Genomic DNA, 21,880 nt, shown 5'->3' with positions numbered 1-21,880 from the left:
AGATGTGTATAAGAGACAGGTCATCGACCGAAACCCCGTGATCGCGAACGAGATCGGCGAAACCGCCCGCGTAGCCCTGGCCGATGGAGCGCACCTTCCACCCCGTGTCCCGGCGATAGACCTCGACTGCCACGACGACGGTCTCGCTGCTCAGATCGGGGATGGTGAACGAGAACAGCTCGGTGCCCGCGGCGTCGAAGACACGCGCGATGGGCGGTGGCGTCCTACCGAAGGACGACGACGCGTCGTCGAGTGTGATCACCGCGCGCACCGCGTGGATCTCGGCGGGCACCGCGGCGGGTGTGATCCGTAGCGTCTGCCGGCCGGTGGCGGGCGCAAGCGTGACGCCCGCTCCGGTTGGCTGGTTGTAGAAGACGAAGTCGGCGTCGGAGCGCACGCGCATATCGGGAGTGACCAACAGCGCCGAGAGATCAACCGGCGCAGCAACATCCACGGAGATCGCGATTTCGCCCGCAGGTAGCGGTGCGTTCTGGCCTTTCGACAACACTGTCGTCATATCGCCGTCCTTGCTTGTCGGGTCACTGCGTCGAGCAACCATTCGAGTATCTCTTCACCTGCCAGCGCACCCGACTGTGCCGTGACGGTCACCGTCGGATGCTGCCAATCCAACTCGGCCAACTCGCCGTGAGCGGGCCGGATACCGGCATGGGCAAACTCCAGTAGGTCGACGTCGAGCCTGCCGTCGCCCGCGGCGAAGACCGGGTCGCCAGCTGACAACAGACCATCGTCGACGCAGCGTCGGTATACCTCCGCGACCGCAGCGGATTTGGTGACCGCCTCGGGCACGGCGTAGATCTTGCGACCCTGCTGGGAGGCGACCCACCCGTGCTGGGCACACCACTGCTCCCACTCGGGCAGAAAGTGCTCGGGCTGGCGCTTGGTGTCGACGACCAGGTAGCAGAACAGGTCGTCGGCGGTACGCAGCGTGCTCACCCAATCCTCTTCTGCCGCAACGGCCAATCGCCCAACAACGTCATCGAGCGGCGCAGAACCAGCAGCAACGGCACGTTCGACGCCGCTTCGCCACCTGTGGTCGTCGACACCGTCGACGAGGATGCGGCCGCCGCTGCTGACCACACTGTAGTGAGGTGTTCCTCCCGGGAGCTGGACACGGCCGAACTGCTCGGGAGTCCGTGTAGTCACCGGAACGAAGGGTGCGTGCGCAAGAAGATCGGTGAGAAGCGCGATCGCCGAACTCGTCATGTACGAGAGCGGAGCGTCGCGGTAGATCTCGACGCACACCGGCGACGTATCGCGGAACTGATTCTCTCCCATGGCGTCACGCGAATAGATAAGCGTACGGTCCAGATCGCTCGCCACCAATCCGGTCACGAGTCCTCCTTGATCAGGCCCATGCAGGAGTACGCGAGGTCGGCGCGCACTTCGACGGGTACTCCGCGTTCGGCGGCGAGGATTCGAATGTGTCGGTGCTCGGGTAGGTCGTTGTCTCGCACAAGAACCCGCCACGGTACGCGCCGCAGCAGTACCCGTGTGGTCTCCCCCACACCGGGCTTGACGAAGTTCACCGACGACAGTCCGTACTCCGCGCGGATTGCCTCCACGGACTCCAGGCCCGCCCAGGTCGGTGTGCGATCGGCGGCATCGAAAGCGGCGACGTGCGAGGCGACGGCGTCGCGCACCACGTCGAACTGCGCGGACACGACGTCGAGGAAGTGGTTCGACATGTCGTGTTCGGCGAGGTGGCGATAGAACTTGGCGCCGTGGAACTCGCCGTGGCCGATGTGGTCGGCGTTGAGGACCGTTCGTGAAATCAGCCCGGAGACGGTCGAATTCAAGCACGCCGAGGCGATGAGGAAGTCGTCGCGCGTACCGAAGGTGGTGGTGGCGAATCCGGGGTCGGCGAGAACGGCGAGTTCGTCGGCGAGGCGTGGCCCACCGTCTTGGGCGTAGGCGTCGAGCGCCGCTGACAGCTCGCGCTGGATCGCGCCCTTGCCTGTCCACCCATCGATGAACACCACGGATGTGGGGTCGTGGCGGTCGGTGATGTGGTCGAGGGCGACCGTGTCGATGCCGCGATCGCGAACTATCGAGATCGTGTAATGCGGTGCGGCCCAGCCATGAACATGGTTCAGCCAGCGTCTCAGTAGGATTCCGATGGGCGTGCCCGCCCGCGCGAGCGACACCAGCGTTGGCTCGCGATGTCGCTCGGCAACGATGAGCTCTCCGACGACGCCGACAGCGTGCGCGAGGCGCTGCGCCGAGTCGTCGAGGGTGTCGGCAAACAACTGCTGGTACGCGGCTCCCGGCTGATACTCGATGGGCAACGACTCCGCGTAATGTGCTGTGCCCGACTGGATTCGGCGCTCACGAACGGCCAGATCGGCCTCGAGTTCGATATGCGAGAGGTCTTTCAGGAGCCACGTCACCTCATCGGGCGCGTACGAACCGAAGTCCGGTCCGCGTAGCTCGGAGTTCCGCGCTTGCGGTGTGGTGAGTCGCTGAGCTGTCACGAGTCGCTCCGTGCGTCGCGCAGCGCGCACTGGCCGGTGGCAGTAACTTTCGCGACGACGACGTCGTGGCCCGCCGCGGTCATCACATCGAGGACCCCACCCGGTGCCGTCAGTTCGGGAGTGTCGGCGGGGTCGTCGATGATCAACACGATCCGCGGAAGGTCTGGCGAGCCGTCGGGGTCGAACAGGTTGTAGACGAATCGCGGTGTACCGGGGTCGTGTTCGGGCGCGGTAAAGGTCAGGCCGCGGCGCAGCGGGTAGCCGTCGACGTCGCGGACGAATGCGGGTGAGCGCGTGGTTGTCTGGAACGTCGCGGGGATGCCGGCATGTGCAAGCCCCTCGGCGATGCAGAGCGGCAGATACATCAGCTCCTCGTGGCCAACCACCACAGTGCTTGTCGAAGGCTCGAGTTCAGGCAGCAGTGTCGCCACCGCTTCGTCGACGGCATTGGTGAATCCCGTTGTGTCCGAACGTAGAAAGCCATGGCGTCCGCCCTCGGGCACATCGGCGGGCCACGGTAGCGCCACCGTGGTGACCTCACCCCGGACTCCGATCGGGTTGAGTTGCGTCGAGGGTGACTCCCACACCGCGTCGGTGAGCCCTTCCGGAAGGTCGATGCTGCCCTGCGCAAGCGACACGTACTTGATCCGGATGTCGTTGCTGGACGCGAAATCGGCTGTAGCTGAAAGATGTTCGGGTGAGCGCAGGTCGACGAGCGAAGCGACCACATAGTCACGTCTGCCGGTCGTCTCGTGTATCGCGGTGATGGCGCGCAACGCGGTTGTACCGGTGGAGATCTCGTCGTCGACGAGGATCAACGGACTGTCGGGGTTGGCGGACAGCAACTCGATCGAACTCGGCTGCAACAGATGAGTTGTCGCGTGCGAGTGGCCCTCTTCGAACGACCCGACGGTGAGCGCGCCCGGCGGGCGTCGACGAGTGGAGTGCAGATACGCGTGAGCGGCTAGCCCATGGAAGACGGAGTGGCCCAGGCCCGTTGCCGTCTCGGCGAACCCGAGGACCGTCGACTTCTCGGCCGCGTCGGCGCCGATGCGATCACGGATGAGCGAAGCGAGGTCATCTGCGGCCCGTCGGACGCGTTCGGGAGGGGTGGGGATGTGCTTGCCGAGAACAGTCGACACGAGCAGGTGTGCGCGCCTGCGATTGCGGCGCAGCCCGAGGACGACGAGTTCGTCCATGCTCCAGTCGGATTGAGCGTCGACAGTGGTGTCTGCGATCCTCACCCCGAAGGTGTCGGCGACCCAGCTCGACGTGTCCGCGGAGTCGACGACTTGTGCTGCGCGGGAACCGGTAGCTGTCACGAGAGATCCATCGCGGTGAGGAGGTCGACGAAGCCGACACCGGGGTGGGTGACCCCGAACACGGCTGCCCTGTCGATCACCCGCGACGCCCAATTCCGGTGCGGCTTACGTTCGTTCATCTTGTTCCGATACGTCGATGCCTGCACGCCGCCGGTGTCGGAGGCGAGTACGTCGAGCGCGTCGTGGTACTCCTCGTGGGTCACCGCGCTGAGTGCGTGCACCGCGGCGGCATGGCTCGGGTGGATAACTGTCTTGCCCTGCATACCGTTTGCGCGGTCGAGTGCGATCTCCCGCAGCAATCCGTCGAGGTCTCTGCGAACCAGCTGGCTGCGAAACCACACGGCGCCCTGTTCCTGGAACGGCGTTTGCCGGAGTGCCGGTTTGAACAGGCGCTCGTGATCGGCGAAGTACTCCCACACCGGTCCGGTGATGACGTGCCCCGAGGAGTCGCATCGCCCCAACCGGTTGATGATGGACGCGATTGCGTCTGCGGCCACGCGGACGTCGTAGATGGTCAGGTCGCGATCGCGGCGGATGCCGAACAGTCCGCACATGTCCGTCGCGCCGATGCGAATGGCGAGCACTCGGGACCGGTGCTCGTCGACAGCGTCGCCGATAACCGACAGGTGGTGTTCGCGACTCTCGCGGTGAACGATCCCCGCGGATTCGAGTACCGGCATGGCCCAGAAGTGCCTACCGGCACGAATACTGGCGTCCCGCACCGCAATCAAGAACTCGTGCGCGTTCTCGGCGTCGAACTTCGGCAGCACGAATCCCATGAGCGAGTCGGACGAGCCGATCGCCTCGCTGATGGTCGCGATCTGATCGGCCGAACGGACGCGAACGAACAGCATCATCTCTGCCGCGGCGGTCGAATCGAGTCGGCGTAGTGCGTCGACGGCGCTCTCGATGGCGGTGGCCTGGTCACCGTCGGCGACAGCGTCTTCGAGGTCGATGACCATCGACACGACACCGTCGGCGTGCCGGCGGGTGATCACCTCGGCGAGGTCGGGACGCGTCGCAGGTACGTAGAGGGTGGCCCCGAGCGCGATCGCGAGGCGGTCGGTCGACCATGACGTGGAGACCGGCGATGGCTGCGCGACGAACAACCGTTCCCGCGTCGACTCGGGTAGGTGACGAAAGTGCCTGGCGCCGTTGCCTGCCCGACTCGCACTGGGCGCATCGGTTGTGAGTGTCATCGCCTGGCCACCTGCCCCCTCATCCGCTCGACGATCTCGACGATGCGGCGCTCAATTGCTGTCAGCTCTGTTGAATACGTCCAGTAGTCCGGATGTACCCGATCGAGGGCACTCCGTGAACGGACAATTCGGTCGGCCTGAGCATCGAGCACTGAGCCCCATTCGTCAACCAGAGCGTTGTCGACGGCGAAGTGTTGAGCGTCTCGCAGGCGGAATCGCACGCGCTGTTCGAGAGCGCCGGGGTCGGCGCGCACCTCGCGCAGACCGCGCAGCCTCTCGGCGACCGCATCCACGGCCTGTTCTGCGCCATCGAGTTCGTCCCGGGCGGCTTCGGCCTCGCTGATGGCGAGGTCAGGCGCGTCGGAAAGGTGGGAACGGGCCTGCGCCAATCGGCTATCGGCGGCGTCGAGAAACCGCGAGAACACCTCCTGATTGTCTTGCAGATCGAGCGAACACTCGAGGCTGAACTCTCTGCGGAGGGTCGAGAGTTCGCCCGGCATGCGCTCGGCACGAGTCATGATCCCGCTGCGGCGTGTGTCGACCGAGCGGATGACCCGCTGGCCGCGCTCAGTGAGTGACGGTGCATCGGCGAGCGCGTCGTCGAGCGACTGGCGCGCGGCGAGCACGCGTTGAGCGGTTGCTCGTCTGGCGAGCAGACCCGTTGCCGCCCGCTGTTCGGCCAGCGCGGCGTCGAACCTCTCGGCGGCGACGCGGACGCTCCGCAGCGTCGTCAGGTTGGCTGGTGCCTGCGCGAGTGTGCCGCGCACCTGCGTCGCCGCGACCTGAGCCCGATGTTCGAGCGATGCGACTTCGTCGACGGTGCGCGCCGCACGGCCGAGCTCGGTGGCGTTAGCGTCGGCGAAACGCTGCATCTCGCCCTGGAGTGACCGCAACGCTTCTGTGCACCGCGCGAGTTCGCTCGGTGTTGGTCGTGGTGCATTCGAGAGGTTGAGATAGCCGTCAGTTGCTTGGGAGTAGCGCTCTCGCAACGCATTCCACTCACCCCGCAGCCGCGAACGAGGGTCGAGCTCCTGAGCCGTTGCGACCGCACCGTCTATGCTGCTCAAGGTTTGTTCGGAGTCCAGGAAGGCCGTGGTCATCTGTTGGACGGACGCAGCGGTGTCGGCGGGCACACCTGAGCTGCCACGCTCTCCCCGTCGCCAGAACCTACTGCCCACCGTCTGATGCTATCGACTAGTTTCGTCAGGGTACGACGAGAGGATGAACGTGCAACTGGTACAGCGATCCAAGCGGGTGATCGAGGCGCGTCTGAACAACACCTCGGTTCGCGCGCTTTCCGGTTCGATGGTCGCCTTCGAGGGCCAGGTCAGTTTCAAGTCCGCGGGGTTCGGTGGCGGCGACGGACTCGTCGCCGGGATCAAGCGTCGCGCAACCGGCGAATCGCTGTCGCTCATGGAGGCCGGCGGTACCGGCGTCGTCTACTTCGCGCACAACGCCGCCGAGACGACGATCATCGAACTCAACGGTGAAACGCTTCAGGTGGAGTCGCAGCAACTGATGGTGCTCAACGGCAACCTTCAGACCAACGTCACGTTCGCAGGCATGCAGGGCGCGACAGCCGGTCAAGGACTGTTCACCACGACGGTCAGCGGGCACGGCCAGGTGGGCATCGTGTCGCACGGTGGGCCGCTGATCCACCTCGAGGTCTCGCCGCAGTACCCGCTGATCGTCGACCCCGACGCGTTCGTCTGTGCGCGCGGTGCACTCTCGCAGTCGTTCGTGACCGATGTGTCGTGGCGTTCGGCCGTCGGACAGGGCAGTGGCGAGGCATTCTCGCTGCGTTGGGACGGAACCGGCGTGGTGTCGATCCAGCCGGCGGAACGGTAGGCGAAACGTGTTCACCAAGGTCAACAGCAAGGTCGTGTCGGTCGACGTCGCGCAGTCCGGACCTGTGGTCGCTCGCAGGGGCGCGATGTTGTTCTACACGGGCGACGTCCGGTTCCAGCCGCATCAGATCGCCGGTATGGGAGCGGGATCTGGTGGGATGTCGGGAATCGGAGGTGCCATCGGGCAGCGACTCGCAGGCGAACACGAGTCGACGCTGCTCGCCACCGGACACGGGGTCGTGCACTTCGGGTTCCGGGGCATCGAGGTACAGATCGTCGACGTCGGCAGGGTCGGCGGCCTGATCCGGGTTGAAGCGTCGCGCACGCTGGCCTACACGTCCGGCCTGCAGGCGTCTGTGGTGTCGGTGACCGCCCAGGGCGGCGGCGGTGGCGGTGGTGGTGGCGGTCTGTTCGGTTCGCTGCGGTCCGCCGCTGCGGGCGCGGTCACGGGGCAGGGCATGTTCACCACTCAGCTGTCCGGTCAGGGGCAGGTGGTGATTCTCGGCCACGGCGGAGTCTTCGAACTCGGGGTCGCCCCCGACCGTCCACCCGTCACCGTCGATCCCCAGGCGTATGTCGCGGCAGCGGGACAGGTGACCACCACGCTGACGTCGAACGTGAGTTGGCGCAACGTCGGCCGAACCGGTGGCGAAGCAATGCAGTTGCAGTGTGCGGGTCATGGAACCGTGTACGTACAGGCGTCCGAGGAGAAGCTGTGAGCGCACTCAACACCGTGTGGAATCCGATGTCGCTGCCGGTCGACGACAACATCGAGGGCAACGACTACTCGTTCTGCATCGAGCTCAACTCCCCGTGGTTCATGTCGAAGGGCGCGATGATCGCGTTCTACGGGCAGATGAAGTTCAGCTCGTTGCAGCACGGGTTGAACGGTCAGCTCCTCCAGATGGTGGCCCAACAGTTCTCTGCGCCTCTGTATCTCGGCGATTACGTGGTGGCCGAGGGACACGGGAAGCTGATCATCGGAGACCGTGGATACAACATCAACTCCTACGACCTCGAAGACGGCAACCTGACGATCAGAGCCGCGAATCTCCTTGCTTTCCAACCGCAACTCTCGTTGAAACAGTCGATCGTGCCCGGCTTCCTCACCCTGCTCGGCACGGGAAAGTTCCTCGCATCGTCGAACGGCCCGGTCATGTTCGTCGAACCCCCGGTGCGGGTCGACCCGGAAGCGCTTGTGGGCTGGGCGGATTGCCCGTCACCGAGTCACCACTACGACCAGTCGTGGGTCACCGACCTCATCGCGGCAACCGCTCACCGGATGGGTGTGCAGTCGGGCGAGGAAAAGCAGTTCGACTTCACCGGCAGCGGAACGGTTCTCGTGCAGTCGAGCGAGAAGGTTCGCAGCGACTTCTCCATCGTCCGCACCATTCAAGGACAGTTGTCCGGACTCTCGGTGCCGGGTCTGCAGCAGATCAACCAGGAGGTCTCCCGGCAGTTGGGGCAGCAGCAGGGCTGAGACGTGGCTCTGTCAGAGCTGCCACATAAACCACGAGAACCCGGTTACGACAACGAATGTCGTCGTAACCGGGTTCTGCGGTTTCGTCGTACGTGCTACTTGCGGCCCGCTGTCCAGTTCATCCCGAAGCCGTAGGCCTCGTCGATGTGCCTCTGCGCGCCTTGGATGTAGCGCACCTCGCGGCTGACGCTGAGCTCGTTGGCATTGCTGGTGAGCATTGCGATGGCACAGGAGACCGCGCGGTCGTCTGCTGAATCCAGGCGAACCTCGACCTGCGGCCCCGAACTCGGGAACAGTGTCACGACGCCATTGGCCGACGACCAGTTCGGGGTGCCCTCGTAGATGTAGGCGAAGATCAGGACCCGACGGAAGCGTCCGATGTCGGAGAGGTTGATGTGCAGATTCTCGCCGCCGGTGCTGCTTCCACTGCGATCATCGCCGTCGAGCAAGATGTAGGGCGCGCGATCGAGCGAGCCGAACGAATTGCCCAGCGCCTGCACGACGCCCCTACTGCCATCGGCGAGCTCATACATGGCCCCGAGGTCGAGGTCGATGCCCGAGGAGCGCTTGAAGAATCTACCTCCACCGGAACCCTGGTCCCAGTTGAGGTTGACTCGCATGTTTCCCTGGCCGTCACCCCTTTTGGCGAGCGAGATCGTCGGGGTCGATTTGCTCAGTGTCACCTTGTTCATGTTGATCGCCATCGGATTTTCCTTCCGGGGTGTCTTCGGGGTGGTTGCGGCGTCGAATGATGCTGGAGACCAAAGCCGCGATGATGAGTACGACGCCGACAAGGCCTGTGACCACTTCGGGGACGTGGGTGCCGATCGAGTACATGAGGATCAGCGCCAGTGCGCCGATCGCCCAGTGAGCGCCGTGCTCGAGGTAGACGTACTCGCTGAGCGTGCCCTTGCGAACAAGGAAGACGGTCAGCGAACGCACGAACATCGCGCCGATGAAGCCGAGGCCCAACGCGATGATGATCGGGTCGGCGGTGATGGCGAATGCTCCGATGACGCCGTCGAACGAGAACGACGCGTCGAGCACCTCGAGGTAGAGGAACAGGAAGAAGCCTGCTTTACCTGTCGCCTTGGCGAGTTCACTGGGGCCCGAGCGAGGCAGCGATTCAGATTCGGCGCCTTCTTCGAGTTCCTCCGGGGTGTTGAACAGTTCGCCGAGCCCGTTGACCAGGATGTAGGTGGTCATGCCCAGTACGCCGGCGAAGAGCACCGTCGAGCGCTCGTCGTCGGGTGCGATCCATTCAGCGGTGATGACGAGGACGGCCACAGCGACGACAACGGAGAGTTGGTCGAGCCTGCCGATGCGCTCGAGCGGTCGCTCGATCCACCGCAGCCAGTGGATCTCCTTCTCCTCGAAGACGAAGCCGAGGAACAGCATCAGCAGGAACATGCCACCGAACGCCGCGATCTGCGGGTGCGCGTCGGTGATGATCTGCTCGTAGGTCGGAGAGCCGTCGGTCGGCGGATTGAGCGCGAGACGCAGCGCCTCGACGGGATTCAGCTTGGCGCTCAACCAGACGATCACGAGCGGAAAGACCAGCCGCATGCCGAAGACCGCGATCAGCACACCGATGGTCAAGAAGATCTTCTGCCAGAACGCGCTCATGCGTCGCAGCACGGTCGCGTTGATGACCGCGTTGTCGAAGGAGAGCGACACCTCGAGGATGCCGAGGATGAGTGTGAGGAACAGGGCGGTTGGGCCGCCATAGATGAATGCGACCACCAGCGAGGCGATCGTGATGGCGATGGACAGCCCGAATATTCGGAAGATCACGGTGGAGCGGCCTTTCTTGCATCACCGAAGTAGGGAGACCACGTATCCCGATGCCGGGCTCACGCGGTCAAACAAGCCAGATGCCGCGCCTGCGAATGTCAGGCGCGGCATCGTAGCGACGTGGATCAGACGTTGACGCCGAAGTCGCGGGCGATACCCGCGAGACCCGACGCGTAGCCCTGGCCGACGGCGCGGAACTTCCAGTCGGCACCGCTGCGGTACAGCTCTCCGAAGACCATCGCGGTCTCGGTCGACGCGTCCTCGGACAGGTCGTAGCGGGCGATCTCGGAGCCGTTGGCGCGATTGACGACGCGGATGTAGGCGTTGCGAACCTGACCGAACGACTGACCGCGCGAGTCGGCGTCGTAGATCGAGACCGGGAAGACGATGGAGTCGATGTTGGGAGGGGTGCCCGCGAGATCGACGTTGATGACCTCGTCGTCGCCGTCACCCTCACCGGTCGTGTTGTCACCGGCGTGCTCGATGGAGCCCTCCGGCGAGCGGAGGTTGTTGAAGAACACGAAGTGCTGGTCGGAGAGCACCCGCTTGTCGGTACCGCACGCGATTGCGCTGGCGTCGAGGTCGAACTCGACACCGGTGGTGGTCCGCGCGTCCCAGCCGAGGCCGACTGCGACAGCCGTGAGGCCGGGAGCCTCCTTGGTCAGCGATACGTTTCCACCCTTGCTCAGGCTGACGCCCATGTTTCGTGCCTTTCTGCCGCGGTGTGGCGGGAGCCACTGTCGAATGACGGTCACATCGTAAGTGACAAGTCGGACATATTGCCGACGCGCCCGCCACCCTACCCACGGACGGCTGACGGGAACATAGAAGCTGGTTGGCCGTAGGCCGAGGGAATGATGTCGATCCGGGTGGCGGGGCGTCGAACGCCGACGGTGGTCGAACCGCGACGGCCGAACGGACTGGTCACTGCGCCAACAGCTTCTTCTGCACCTTGCCCATCGCGTTGCGTGGAAGTGAGTCGACGCGCCTGATTTCCCGGGGCCGCTTGTGCTGGGACAACTCGGTGGCCACGAGCCCGATGAGCTCGTCGTCGGGAACTGCTGATCCGACGACATAGGCGACGATCCGCTGCCCGAGGTCGTCGTCGGGAACGCCGATCACCGCGACCTCGTCGACGGCGGGGTGCCCGAGTAGGACGGTCTCGATCTCGCCCGCGCCGACACGAAATCCGCCCGACTTGATCAGATCGGTCGACGCACGGCCGACGATGCGGTGCATGCCGTCGTCGCCGATCACCGCGACGTCGCCCGTCGCGAACCAGCCGTCGGCGAGCCAACTCTCGGCCGTGGCCTCCGGCCGGTTCAGGTATCCCGACCCGACCATCGGTCCGCGCACGTGGAGGTCGCCGACCGACTCGCCGTCGTGCGGTAGATCCGTTGCACCGGAGTCGATCTCGCTGCTGCGCAGCCGTGTTTCGACGCCGCGCAGCGGTACTCCCACCCAGCCTGGTCGGCGCTCGCCGTCGAATCGGGTCGACACGGTGATCATGGTCTCGGTCATGCCGTATCGTTCGACGATCTCGTGTCCGGTCAGCTCACGAATCCTGTCGAACACCGGGACGGGCAGCGGGGCACTTCCCGACACCAGTAGTCGTGCTGAGGAAAGTGACTGCGCTGCAGCAGGATCGGCGCCGATGCGGGTCCAGACCGTCGGCACTCCGAAGAACATCGACGCACCGCGAGCGGCCGCGTCGGCGTAACCCGCGGGGGTCGGCTTGACGGTGTGAATCAGCTTGCCGCCGCGGCGAAGTGGGCCGAGAACGCCGAGGATCAGTCCGTGGACATGAAATAGCGGCAAGCCGTGGGCGAGAGTGTCGTCGGAGGTCCACGCCCACGCATCGGCCAGTGCGTCGAGTCCGGCGGCGATCGCGCGGCGGGTGATCGGCACGCCCTTGGGAAGCCCGGTGGTGCCCGAGGTGTACAGGATCAGCGCGGTCGACTCGCCGGGAGGTTCGGGATGCGAATGCCACGAGCGGGCGAAGCGTCGGATCGGGATCACCGGCAGTGTCGTCGAATCGGGTGCGGTGCCGAGCCACGCCTGTGCACCCGAGTCGGTCAGAATGTGCTCGAGTTCGCGCGGGCCGGAATCCGGCGGTACGGGAACGATCGCAACTCCCGCAATGAGGCCGCCGACGACGGCGAGAACTGTCTCGATCGTCGGATGGGCGAGCACGGCCAACGTGCGTGCTCCGCGAATCCGTTCTGCGACAGCGGTTGCCGCACCGACGAGGTCTTCGCGCGAGAGCGCGTCGTCGCCGACGGTCACCGCGTCGGGGTCATCGGGCGCGGCGGGGACGAGGTAAGGCAACAACACGTCTCTCACTGTGCCACGGCCTTGCTTGTGGCACTATCCTCCTCGGCCACGATCATCAGACTCATACCAGCAGCGCGACCTTGCCGCCCGCGTGTCCGCCCGAGACGAGTTCGAGAGCCGCACGCGCTTGTGACAGGTGGAAGGTGTGGGCGACCGGAACCACCAGGTCGCCTGCCGCGGCGTGCGCGATCAACTCCGCCCGAACCGAATCGCGGTAGGCGGCACTCTCTGGCTGTGTACCGCCAAGAGCTACAAGTCCGTCTCGCTGAGCGCGGTCGCGCGCCACGATGGTGACGATGCGTGAGCGGTCGGCGACCAACTCCTCGGATGTATCGATGGCCTCGTCGGTACCGGCCGCGTCGAGTGCGGCGTCGACGCCGTTCGGGGCCAGCGCGCGAACACGATCGGTCAGACCTGGGCCGTATTCGACTGGGAGACCACCGAATTCGACGACCCGCTCAAAACTACGCGGACTCGCCGTCCCGATCACGGTGATGCCGCGCAGCAGCGCGAGTTGCAACACCGCCATGCCGACCGCGCCCGACGCGCCGTGCAAGAGGATCGTGTCGCCGGTCGCCGCGCGTGACGCCCGAAGCATGTCGGCGGCGGTCGTGCCCGCGAGCAGCAGGTTTGCAGCCGAGGCCTCATTGAGCGTCGAAGGCTTTGCGAACACCTTGTCAGCGGGCACCGTCAACGCGGTCGCGTAGCCGCCGTATACGCGGAATGCGAGGACGTCTTCGCCGGGAGATGCTGCGCCAGAGGCAATCTCGGTGCCCGGTCCGAGTGCCGCGATCACTCCGGACACCTCGTAGCCGACAGGGACCGGAAAGTCCGATGCGGTCAGCGTGTGCTTGAGGTCCGCGGGATTGACGCCTGCGGCGAGCACTTCGATACTGACCTCGCCCGGCCCGGGTGGATGGAGCTGATCATCGATGAATGCGAAGTCGTCGAGACCGCCGGGACCGGTCGCCACCCACCGTTGCACGCGCATGGTTCAACACTACTGATCAGCGCGGAGGCGTCGGCTTTCAGTGGCGGGTTCACAGTTGCTCGGGCCGTACCCAACCGTCTGCGATGAGTGCGAGCAGCAGCTCGGCCTTGTTGGAGACGGGCCTGCCGGCGTTGAGATACCGCTGCCGAACCCGACGATAGTGCTCGCGTGCCGTGCTCTCGGCGATGAAGAACCGGCGAGCCGTCTCGCGCAGCGTCGCGCCGAGGACGTATGCGGTGAGGATCTCGCGCTCGCGTTCGGTGAGGTGGATGCGGGGGACGCGGGGTTGGGCCGACTCCGACCTTCCGGCCAGCGCGGCCAAGACGTCGAGCGCATGTCCGGGGTCGGTGATGTCGATGCTGCGTGCGTCCGATACCGGCACGCCGATCGCGCCGATCACGGTGCCGTTCAGCGCGCGAATGGACCGGACCTGAGCGACGCGGCGCGCGGACCGCACGATCGTGATGCCCGGGGCGTCGAGTCCGCCGAGTGAATCGGTCGCGTTGTCGAGGTCGATGATGACTGCGCGATGTCCGGCGTCCTCGACGAACACGGCCAGCGCCGAGTCGATGACGTCGTGTTCTGCGATGATTACCGCGGTGGGTGCGGTCCTGACGGCCTCCAAAGGTGCGGTGTCGAGTTCGCTGACGACGTCGGCAGTCATTGAGGTCCCCCCGGAAAATGTGCAGCGCGCGAGTGTGCATTTGATGTACTCGAGCAAATCGAGCATAAAGAATCCTGCCCCCGGCGGCTGCGCAAGTCAGCACTTGTGATGACATATATGTGCGGGGTTCACGCACGAAAACGCCTAACGCAGACATGTGCATGCAAGATCGCGCATGAAAAGTGGCATGAGAGGCGTAATCACGCATGCGAACCCACGCTCGAGGGGAGTTGCCATGGAAGGGATGCGCATCCTGATCGCATCACCGCTTGGGCACGTGGTGGCCGAACCGGTGGGTTCGGCTATCGAGGGTGCCACTGTTGTCGTGGCCCGCGACCAGGAAGAATTCGTCCGCAGCGTGTCCGGGCGCGTACGGTTCGACGTCGTCTGCGCCGACCTCATCTGGAATCGACCCGACATCGAGTGGACGTTCGACGGTCTGGACGTCCTCGACGGCCTCCATCATGCCGACCGCCTCGCGCCGGTGCTCTTGGCGACCCAGGGACACTCCATGGAGATCGATCATCTCGAAGAAGCACGGCTGCGGCCGGACGTCTGGGGCGTCGTCGCCAAGGCCGACGGATTCGGCTCGCTGATCGCGGCGCTGCGCACCGTCGCTCACGGCTCGAAGCTCGACGACCGGGTGCCCTCGCCGACTCACCCGCCGCTGTACGAGTTGTTCTCCGGCAGGCGCGGGATCACGGCGGCACGCATGGCAGGCGCCATTGCCGCGGGAAATGCGTCGGACAACGCGACACTGGCGACGGTTGCGAAGGTGTCGCACAACACCGCGAACAAGGTGACCAGCCACTACCTCGGTCCTCTCATGCTCGAGCGCCGCGAACACGACGACCGCCTCCCGCTCACCCAGGCGTCGGTGTACCGCTGGTGCGGCCTGCACGCGCGATACATCGTGAGCTGGTGCCGACGACACGGACACGAGGACGTGTTGGCGCCGCAGGCGTGAGTATCGCTGCCCCTCGGGCGACACAACACCCACACACTCGACACCCACATACGACGATGCCCCTCGGTCCGGAAGTCCGGACCAAGGGGCATCGTGTGGCGTGACGGTGTCAGACCGTCGGATCAGCCCTCGATGAACGTCTCGAGCTGCTGGCGCGCGACGTCGTCGGCGAGCTGCTCGGGCGGGCTCTTCATCAGGTAGGCCGAGGCGGGCAGGATCGGTCCGCCGATGCCGCGGTCCTTGGCGATCTTCGCGGCGCGCACGGCGTCGATGATGATGCCTGCCGAGTTGGGGGAGTCCCAGACCTCGAGCTTGTACTCCAGGTTCAGCGGCACGTCGCCGAAGGCGCGACCCTCGAGGCGGACGTAGGCCCACTTGCGGTCGTCGAGCCATGCGACGTGGTCCGACGGTCCGATGTGAACGTTCTTGTCCTCGACCTTGCCGGCGAGCGAGCCGGTGAGGTTCGACGTGACGGCCTGGGTCTTGGAGACCTTCTTCGACTCGAGGCGCTCACGCTCGAGCATGTTCTTGAAGTCCATGTTGCCGCCGACGTTGAGCTGGTAGGTGCGGTCGAGTGCCACGCCGCGATCCTCGAACAGCTTGGCCATCACGCGGTGGGTGATGGTCGCGCCGACCTGGCTCTTGATGTCGTCGCCGACGATCGGCACGCCTGCGGCGCGGAACTTCTCGGCCCACTCGGGGTCGGAGGCGATGAACACCGGCAGTGCGTTGACGAAGGCGACGCCCGCGTCGATCGCGCACTGTGCGTAGAACTTGTCAGCCTGCTCGGAGCCGACGGGGAGGTAGGAGACCAGGACGTCAACGTCGTTGTCCTTGAGGGTCTTCACGACGTCGACGCCGTCGCCGTCGGCCTCGGTGATGGTCTGCAGGTAGTACTTGCCGAGACCGTCGAGGGTGTGGCCGCGCTGCACGGTGACACCGGTCGGCGGGACGTCGGCGATCTTGATGGTGTTGTTCTCGCTCGCGAAGATCGCGTCGGAGAGGTCGAAGCCGACCTTCTTGGCGTCGACGTCGAACGCGGCGACGAACTCGACGTCGCGCACGTGATACTGACCGAACTTGACGTGCATCAGACCGGGGACGGTCGAGTTCTCGTCGGCATCCTTGTAGTACTGAACGCCCTGGACCAAGGATGAAGCGCAGTTTCCTACGCCCACTATGGCCACGCGCACCTTATTGGGCTCACCCATGGTCGGGTTCTCCTTCTTTTTCTCTGGGACCGCGAACGTCGCTGGACCCTGGAACGTGGGTTACCGCCGGCGAATTCTGCGTCACCGGGGTGGTGTCGAGCGCAGCCGATTCCGGCGGCTCGGGTGTTTCCTGTGTCCCGTCGCGACCCGGCTGTGGGTTCGCGTCCGGAAGTGTGTGTTCTGCGGCGATGAGTTCGTTGAGCCAGCGCACCTCGCGCTCGCTCGATTCCAGACTCAGCTCGTGCAGTTGGCGGGTGTAGCGATCCGACGCGCGTGTCGCTCGTGTGACGAGTTCGCGCAATCCCTCACGCCGTTCCTCGACCTGACGCCGACGCCCTTCGAGAATCCGCATCCGGGCCACAGCGGGGGTGCGGGAGAAAAAGGCCAGGTGGACGCCGAATCCGTCGTCGGTGTAGTTCTGCGGTCCGGTGTCGGCGACCAGCTCGTTGAAGCGGATGCGACCCTTCTCGGTCAGTTGGTACACGCGGCGGCCGCGACGCACCTTCATGCCCGCGGGTGTGCTCGCTTCGTCGATCAGTCCGTCGGCCTGCATCCTGCGCAGCGTCGGATACAGCGATCCGTACGAGAACGCGCGGAATGCGCCCAGCAACCCCGTGAGGCGTTTGCGCAGCTCGTAGCCGTGCATGGGCGATTCGAGCAGCAATCCGAGAATGGCGAGCTCCAGCATGGGTGCGCACCTCCTCGGAGTCTCATGGCTGATCGCGCACGCCGGGAGAGTCCGATGGGACGGCACGGCATGTCGCGTCGATGTGGTTTCCAATGTATCGCACCGATATAACTGTGTCGACGGGGGAGTGTCCACAACGTGTCGCGCCGGTGTCCGGCGGGCGACCCGCGGGTTTGCGAGGGTCGACGCGGCGCGCGTCCGCGCGGACGTCCCCGAGCGCGACGACGTACCCTGAAACACGTGCGCCAGATCGTCGACTACGCCTTGCAGCGTCGGTCCCGACTGTCCGATGTCCACTCCGGCCGGACAGCCGTCGCCGACGTGTGCGACGCGAATCCCTACCTGCTGCGCGCCGCGAAGTTTCACGGGCGCCCGTCGTCGACGCTGTGCCCGATCTGCCGCAAAGAGCAGGTCACGCTGGTGTCGTGGGTGTTCGGCGACCGGCTCGGCCAGGTGTCGGGGTCGGCGCGTACCGCAGAAGAGATCGCCTCACTCGACGCGACCGCCGAAGAATTCACCGTGCACGTCGTCGAAGTCTGCCGTACTTGTAGCTGGAACCATCTCGTCCAGTCGTACGTTGCGGGTCTGCCGCCACGATCGACACGACGTCGTCGTCGGGTGGCCGAATAACTGTTGTTTCCACGTTCGTCGACGAGAGATTGGGCGCTCGTCGACGTTCTGACGTGTGTGGTGTGTGCCGCAGGTTTTTGCCGCGCGACCGCCGCATACGTCACAGTGGAGTGGGCTCGATGCGATGGAGAAGTACTGTGAGGAACGGTAAACCGACCACGGTGGCGGTTCTGACCTCGAACAACACGGCACAGGCGCGCGTGAGCGGGACCTGGATCGCGGTGCGGAAAGGTGATCGATGAGCGGGACGGAGTCGTCGCGCGGCACGGGAAAACGGCCGACTCGATCGGCCAAGAAAGATGCCGAGCAGACAACGCAGTCACGGCATCGCGTGATCGCCTGGACGCTTGGCATTCTCGGCGGGCTGGTCCCCGCGGTCATCCTGATCGGCATCCTTGCTTTCGCCATCGCCTACGCGACCGCCACGGTGCCGAGCCCTGGCGATATCAAGCAGAACCAGGTTGCGCTGATCACCGACTCGACGGGCAAGACGCTCGCCAAGGTCGTGCCGCCGGAGGGCAACCGCACCGACGTCAAGATCACCGACATCCCCAAGTCGATGCAGGACGCGGTGATCGCGGCCGAAGACCGTCAGTTCCGCAGCAATGAAGGCTTCTCGGTGACGGGTATCGGCCGTGCGGTGCTCGGTCGTTTCACCAACAACGCCGACGCCGGTGGTGGTTCGACCATCACGCAGCAGTACGTCAAGAACGCGCTCGTCGGCGACGAGCACAGCTACGAGCGCAAGTTCAAAGAGCTCGCGATCGCGACCAAGATGTCGGGACAGTGGTCCAAGGACGACATCATGGAAGCCTACCTCAACACCATCTACTTCGGCCGCGGCGCCTATGGTGTGTCCGCAGCCTCGCAGGCCTACTTCCGTAAGGACGTCAGCAAGCTGACCCCCGAGGAGTCCGCGGTTCTGGCAGCGGCGATCCGTTCGCCTTCCTACTACGACCCGGCCGTCGACAAGGTCGCCTCCGAGGGTCGCTGGAACTACGTGCTCGACGGCATGGTGCAGACCGGTTCGCTTACGCAGTCCGAGCGTGCGTCGATGCAGTACCCGAAGGTCTACCCGCAGCCCGCGGCGGCCGTCGAGACGCCAGGGCCCAACGGTCTGATCAAGCGCCAGGTGATGGCCGAGCTGAACAAGCTGAACATCTCCGAGCAGCAGGTGCGGACCGAGGGTCTCAAGATCACCACCACCATCGATCCCAAGGCGCAGAACGCCGCCGTGCAGGCCGCGTGCCGCGAGAACAAGATCTACTCGTGCGACAACGGCGTGCTCAACGGGGAACCCGACAAGATCCGCGACGCCGTCGTGTCGATCGATCCCAAGACCGGTGGAGTTCGCGGCTACTACGGCGGCGATGACGGCCAGGGTTGGGACTATGCGCAGGCAGGTCTGCAGACCGGATCGTCGTTCAAGGTGTTCGCGCTCGTCGCGGCACTGCAGCAGGGAATCCCGCTGTCGAAGGTGTACAGCTCCGCGCCGTATCAGACGTCGTCGGGTCTGACCGTCGAGAACTCCGACGGTGAGAGCTGCGGCTCGTGCAACCTGGCCACGGCGATGAAGATGTCGCTCAACACCGTCTACTACCGCCTGATGATGGACCTCAACGGTCAGGCGCGCGCCGTCGCCGACGCCGCGCACACCGCGGGTGTCGCCGAGTCCTTCGGCGACATCAAGCAGACGCTGCAGAACCCCGACGGTCAGGTCGAGGGCGGCGTCGTGCTCGGTCAGTACCCGTCGCGGGTCATCGACATGGCGTCGGCGTACGCAACCCTCGCGGCGTCGGGTGTGTACCGCGAGCCGTACATGGTGCAGAAGGTCGAGACCTCGACCGGTGAGGTGCTCTACGAGCATCAGAAGAACGACGGCAAGCGCGTCTTCCCGGCCAAGGTCGCCGACAACGTGACCTCGGCGCTCGAGCCGATTGCCGCGTACTCGAACGGCAACGGACTCTCCGACGGCACCTACGGCACACGTCCGTCGGCGGCCAAGACCGGCACCGCGCAGCTCGGCGACACCGGGCAGAACAAGGACGCGTGGATGGTCGGCTACACGCCGCAGCTGTCCACTGCCGTCTGGGTCGGTACCGACAAGGGCACCGCGCTGACCAACTACGGGGGTTCGCCCGTCTACGGCAGCGGACTGCCCTCGCAGATCTGGCGCAAGTCGATGAACAATGCGCTCGAGGGTGACCAGATCGAGCAGTTCCCGGAGCCCGCGGCCGTCGGTGGTCAGGCCGGTGCGCCGACCGAGGCGCCGACGCAGACCTACAACCCCGACTACAACACGCCGCGGACGCGCGCGCCGCGGGAGAACACCCCGCAGATTCCGCAGATTCCGGGCAACGGAAACGGCGGTGGCGGAGGTGGCGGCATCACCCTCGCTCCCGGCGTGACGATCCCGCTCCCAGGTAATCCGGAGCCGGGAAACGGCAACGGCACCACCGGTAACGGTGGTGCGGGTAACGGCGGTAACGGCGAGGGCAATACCGGCACCGGCAACGAGGGCGGAGTCACCCCTGAGCCGCCGGTCGGCTGACCGTCGCTCGTCGTCGGGAAAGCACTTCGACGACGCCGCGTCGGCGCAGTCACAGCAGCGATCGATTCCTGGCGGCGTTGTCTCCGACGGGGTAGCGAGCCCGGTTGCGCTGTCTGATGACCTTCGGGTCGACGACGCGCGCGTGATCCCGAGCAGGACCGACGTCGTCGCGCGAGACGCGAGTCGTGTGATCGGCGGCCCGCTGGGTACGCACGGGGCCGTCGGACGCAGTCGGCGTTGGACACCGATCCGTGTGCTGTTCCTGCTGTCGCTCTGTGCGTTGGCGCTCAGTTGGTACGGCAAGGCCGGCTGTCTGCAGCAGGCTCCGGCGACGTCGGAGGCCAACGACGCCGGGCACTCGATGCGACTCGACTGGGACAACCAGCGTCAGTTCACCAATCTCTGCTACTCCGACGTGATCGCGCTCTACGGCGCCGAACAACTGGACAAGGGTGCGTTCCCCTACAAGACGTACTGGTTCCAGCAAGACCAGAACGGCAACACCATCAAGCGGTACATGGAGTACCCGGTGCTGACCGGCCTCTACATGTACGCCGCCGCGCAGGCTGCGCACGGTTGGCAGTGGTTGCATGACGAGTTCGGCGTCCCCGGGGCGCTGAGCGTCGTCTTGTTCTTCAACCTCGTGGCGCTCGGCCTCGCGCTGTTCTGGCTCGTCGTCGTCTGGGCGACGGCGCTGACCGCTCGTACGCGCATCTGGGCGGCGTGGTTGGCGGCGCTCTCACCACTGGTGATCGTCCACGCATTCACCAACTTCGACGCAATCGCGGTGGCGATGGTCGCCCTCGCGATCCTGGCGTGGGCGCGCAACAAACCCTGGCTCGCGGGGTTGTTCATCGGACTCGGTGTCGCGTCGAAGTGGTATCCGATCCTGCTGCTGTTCGTTCTCCTCGTGCTATGCCTGAGGGCCAGGCGGGTCACCGATTTCTTGACCGCCGCGTCGGTGGCGGTGCTGACGTGGGTCGTGGTGAATCTGCCGATTCTGGTGCTGTATCCGCGCGGTTGGTACGAGTTCTTCCGCTACAACAGCGAGCGCGGCGCCGACTCCGACACCCTCTTCCGGATCCTCGCCAAAGCGTTTGGTTTCACATGGAACATCACGCTGCTGAACGCGATCACACTCGGTCTGCTGGTCCTGATCGCGTGCGGGATCGGCTACCTGGCTCTGCGCGCGCCGACCCGACCGCGCCTCGCGCAGTTGGCCTTCCTCATGGTCGCGGGCTTCCTGCTGGTGAACAAGGTCTGGAGTCCGCAGTACTCGCTGTGGCTCGTGCCGCTCGCTGTGCTGGCCATTCCGCACACGCGACTGCTGATGACGTGGATGGTGATCGACGCCCTGGTGTGGATTCCGCGGATGTCACTGTTCCTTGACCCGTCGCGCCGCTGGCTCCCCGAGGGTTGGTTCACCCTGGCCGTTGTCGTTCGCGCGCTCATGGTGATCGTGCTGTGCATCGTCGTGATCTGGCAGATCTACCACCCCGAGGACGACCTGGTGCGTCGAGATCGACGCGGCAGACCGCTCGACGATCCGGCGGGCGGACCACTCGACGGCGCCATCGGCGCGTATCCGCCGCGTGATGCCGCGCGCCTCGACGGCGTCGCCGGAAATGTCGCGACTGGAAGTGTCATGGCCGGAGACGTCACGGCAGGAAAATCAGGTGGAACCGAGCGGCGGTTCTCGACGTCCTAGGG

At 65.3% G+C, this 21,880-nt stretch carries 21 protein-coding genes; 7 read left to right on the top strand and 14 right to left on the bottom strand.

Going from position 1 to position 21,880, the window contains the following annotated elements:
• From A5785_RS20315 to A5785_RS20290, 6 genes are all read right to left on the bottom strand, one after another.
• Positions 1 to 517 (bottom strand): TerD family protein (locus A5785_RS20315; protein ID WP_197500854.1); only part of this gene is annotated, 517 nt, incomplete at its 3' end.
• A complete protein-coding gene (locus A5785_RS20310) occupies positions 514 to 1,353 on the bottom strand; it encodes a hypothetical protein (protein ID WP_064868804.1) in 840 nt (279 codons plus the stop codon). The genes A5785_RS20310 and A5785_RS20315, both read right to left, overlap by 4 nt.
• A complete protein-coding gene (locus A5785_RS20305) occupies positions 1,350 to 2,492 on the bottom strand; it encodes a cysteine protease StiP family protein (RefSeq protein ID WP_064868827.1) in 1,143 nt (380 codons plus the stop codon). Before A5785_RS20305 ends, A5785_RS20310 begins: the two co-directional genes overlap by 4 nt.
• The gene (locus A5785_RS20300; protein ID WP_064868801.1) at positions 2,489 to 3,814 is read right to left on the bottom strand and encodes a phosphoribosyltransferase family protein; all 1,326 of its coding nucleotides are present in this window, start codon (positions 3,812 to 3,814) and stop codon (positions 2,489 to 2,491) included. Before A5785_RS20300 ends, A5785_RS20305 begins: the two co-directional genes overlap by 4 nt.
• Entirely contained in the window at positions 3,811 to 5,013 is a 1,203-nt protein-coding gene (locus A5785_RS20295) for an HpcH/HpaI aldolase/citrate lyase family protein (RefSeq protein WP_064868797.1), read from the bottom strand. The genes A5785_RS20300 and A5785_RS20295 overlap by 4 nt, the downstream gene beginning before the upstream one ends.
• Entirely contained in the window at positions 5,010 to 6,113 is a 1,104-nt protein-coding gene (locus A5785_RS20290; protein WP_064868824.1) for a hypothetical protein, read from the bottom strand. Before A5785_RS20290 ends, A5785_RS20295 begins: the two co-directional genes overlap by 4 nt.
• Before the next feature lie 127 nt (positions 6,114 to 6,240).
• Between A5785_RS20290 and A5785_RS20285 the strand changes: the two genes are divergently transcribed.
• The 3 genes from A5785_RS20285 to A5785_RS20275 are packed head-to-tail and all read left to right on the top strand — an operon-like array spanning position 6,241 to position 8,340.
• Positions 6,241 to 6,861, top strand: coding sequence for an AIM24 family protein (locus A5785_RS20285; RefSeq protein ID WP_049699468.1), 621 nt, complete (start codon positions 6,241 to 6,243; stop codon positions 6,859 to 6,861).
• Positions 6,862 to 6,868: 7 nt separating this feature from the next.
• A complete protein-coding gene (locus tag A5785_RS20280; protein ID WP_064868794.1) occupies positions 6,869 to 7,579 on the top strand; it encodes an AIM24 family protein in 711 nt (236 codons plus the stop codon).
• Positions 7,576 to 8,340: an AIM24 family protein gene (locus A5785_RS20275; RefSeq protein WP_064868791.1), complete on the top strand. Its 765-nt coding sequence runs from the start codon at positions 7,576 to 7,578 to the stop codon at positions 8,338 to 8,340. The genes A5785_RS20280 and A5785_RS20275 overlap by 4 nt, the downstream gene beginning before the upstream one ends.
• Positions 8,341 to 8,435: 95 nt before the next feature.
• On the opposite strand, the gene A5785_RS20270 is transcribed toward A5785_RS20275, so the two are convergent.
• The 6 genes from A5785_RS20270 to A5785_RS20245 all read right to left on the bottom strand — a co-directional run bounded on the left by A5785_RS20270 (position 8,436) and on the right by A5785_RS20245 (position 14,123).
• Positions 8,436 to 9,044: a TerD family protein gene (locus tag A5785_RS20270; RefSeq protein ID WP_064868788.1), complete on the bottom strand. Its 609-nt coding sequence runs from the start codon at positions 9,042 to 9,044 to the stop codon at positions 8,436 to 8,438.
• On the bottom strand, positions 8,974 to 10,134 hold the full coding sequence (locus A5785_RS20265; protein WP_049699259.1) for a DUF475 domain-containing protein: 1,161 nt from the start codon (positions 10,132 to 10,134) through the stop codon (positions 8,974 to 8,976). Before A5785_RS20265 ends, A5785_RS20270 begins: the two co-directional genes overlap by 71 nt.
• Before the next feature lie 125 nt (positions 10,135 to 10,259).
• On the bottom strand, positions 10,260 to 10,835 hold the full coding sequence (locus tag A5785_RS20260; RefSeq protein ID WP_049699260.1) for a TerD family protein: 576 nt from the start codon (positions 10,833 to 10,835) through the stop codon (positions 10,260 to 10,262).
• 223 nt (positions 10,836 to 11,058) lie between these two features.
• Positions 11,059 to 12,468: an acyl-CoA synthetase gene (locus A5785_RS20255; RefSeq protein WP_064868785.1), complete on the bottom strand. Its 1,410-nt coding sequence runs from the start codon at positions 12,466 to 12,468 to the stop codon at positions 11,059 to 11,061.
• A 61-nt stretch (positions 12,469 to 12,529) separates the two neighbouring features.
• Positions 12,530 to 13,459: an NADP-dependent oxidoreductase gene (locus A5785_RS20250; protein WP_064868782.1), complete on the bottom strand. Its 930-nt coding sequence runs from the start codon at positions 13,457 to 13,459 to the stop codon at positions 12,530 to 12,532.
• A 49-nt stretch (positions 13,460 to 13,508) separates the two neighbouring features.
• Positions 13,509 to 14,123, bottom strand: coding sequence for a helix-turn-helix transcriptional regulator (locus A5785_RS20245; protein ID WP_231894352.1), 615 nt, complete (start codon positions 14,121 to 14,123; stop codon positions 13,509 to 13,511).
• A 235-nt stretch (positions 14,124 to 14,358) separates the two neighbouring features.
• Here A5785_RS20245 and A5785_RS20240 point away from each other — a divergent pair, with 235 nt between their 5' ends.
• Positions 14,359 to 15,090 carry a hypothetical protein gene (locus A5785_RS20240; protein WP_064868780.1) on the top strand — a complete coding sequence of 244 codons (732 nt, stop codon included), beginning with the start codon at positions 14,359 to 14,361 and terminating at the stop codon, positions 15,088 to 15,090.
• A 122-nt stretch (positions 15,091 to 15,212) separates the two neighbouring features.
• Here A5785_RS20240 and A5785_RS20235 read toward each other — a convergent pair whose 3' ends face one another.
• Positions 15,213 to 16,301 carry an inositol-3-phosphate synthase gene (locus A5785_RS20235; protein ID WP_049699263.1) on the bottom strand — a complete coding sequence of 363 codons (1,089 nt, stop codon included), beginning with the start codon at positions 16,299 to 16,301 and terminating at the stop codon, positions 15,213 to 15,215.
• Entirely contained in the window at positions 16,294 to 16,989 is a 696-nt protein-coding gene (locus A5785_RS20230; RefSeq protein ID WP_064868777.1) for a PadR family transcriptional regulator, read from the bottom strand. Before A5785_RS20230 ends, A5785_RS20235 begins: the two co-directional genes overlap by 8 nt.
• 231 nt (positions 16,990 to 17,220) lie before the next feature.
• Here A5785_RS20230 and A5785_RS20225 point away from each other — a divergent pair, with 231 nt between their 5' ends.
• From A5785_RS20225 to A5785_RS20215, 3 genes are all read left to right on the top strand, one after another.
• Positions 17,221 to 17,619, top strand: a complete 399-nt coding sequence (locus A5785_RS20225; protein ID WP_039854392.1) for a DUF5318 family protein — start codon at positions 17,221 to 17,223, stop codon at positions 17,617 to 17,619.
• A gap of 238 nt (positions 17,620 to 17,857) precedes the next feature.
• Positions 17,858 to 20,170, top strand: coding sequence for a transglycosylase domain-containing protein (locus A5785_RS20220; RefSeq protein ID WP_064868774.1), 2,313 nt, complete (start codon positions 17,858 to 17,860; stop codon positions 20,168 to 20,170).
• Positions 20,171 to 20,234: 64 nt separating this feature from the next.
• Positions 20,235 to 21,878 (top strand): glycosyltransferase family 87 protein, encoded by a 1,644-nt coding sequence (locus tag A5785_RS20215; protein WP_082938134.1) that lies wholly within the window; start codon positions 20,235 to 20,237, stop codon positions 21,876 to 21,878.
• Positions 21,879 to 21,880 lie beyond the last annotated feature (2 nt).

This window comes from Gordonia sp. 852002-50395_SCH5434458, assembly GCF_001665905.1.
Classification (GTDB): Bacteria; Actinomycetota; Actinomycetes; order Mycobacteriales; family Mycobacteriaceae; genus Gordonia; species Gordonia jacobaea.
The sequence above is the reverse complement of the archived record's forward strand: the minus strand, read 5'-3'. Positions and strand labels throughout refer to the sequence as shown.

Excerpts from the sequence above, each read along its gene's own strand:
- A5785_RS20295 (WP_064868797.1), bottom strand. The coding sequence starts at position 5,013 with ATGACACTCACAACCGATGCGCCCAGTGCGAGTCGGGCAGGCAACGGC.
- A5785_RS20290 (WP_064868824.1), bottom strand. The coding sequence starts at position 6,113 with ATGACCACGGCCTTCCTGGACTCCGAACAAACCTTGAGCAGCATAGAC.
- A5785_RS20270 (WP_064868788.1), bottom strand. The coding sequence starts at position 9,044 with ATGGCGATCAACATGAACAAGGTGACACTGAGCAAATCGACCCCGACG.
- A5785_RS20260 (WP_049699260.1), bottom strand. The coding sequence starts at position 10,835 with ATGGGCGTCAGCCTGAGCAAGGGTGGAAACGTATCGCTGACCAAGGAG.
- A5785_RS20250 (WP_064868782.1), bottom strand. The coding sequence starts at position 13,459 with ATGCGCGTGCAACGGTGGGTGGCGACCGGTCCCGGCGGTCTCGACGAC.
- A5785_RS20245 (WP_231894352.1), bottom strand. The coding sequence starts at position 14,123 with ATGACTGCCGACGTCGTCAGCGAACTCGACACCGCACCTTTGGAGGCC.
- A5785_RS20240 (WP_064868780.1), top strand. The coding sequence starts at position 14,359 with ATGGAAGGGATGCGCATCCTGATCGCATCACCGCTTGGGCACGTGGTG.
- A5785_RS20235 (WP_049699263.1), bottom strand. The coding sequence starts at position 16,301 with ATGGGTGAGCCCAATAAGGTGCGCGTGGCCATAGTGGGCGTAGGAAAC.
- A5785_RS20230 (WP_064868777.1), bottom strand. The coding sequence starts at position 16,989 with ATGCTGGAGCTCGCCATTCTCGGATTGCTGCTCGAATCGCCCATGCAC.
- A5785_RS20220 (WP_064868774.1), top strand. The coding sequence starts at position 17,858 with ATGAGCGGGACGGAGTCGTCGCGCGGCACGGGAAAACGGCCGACTCGA.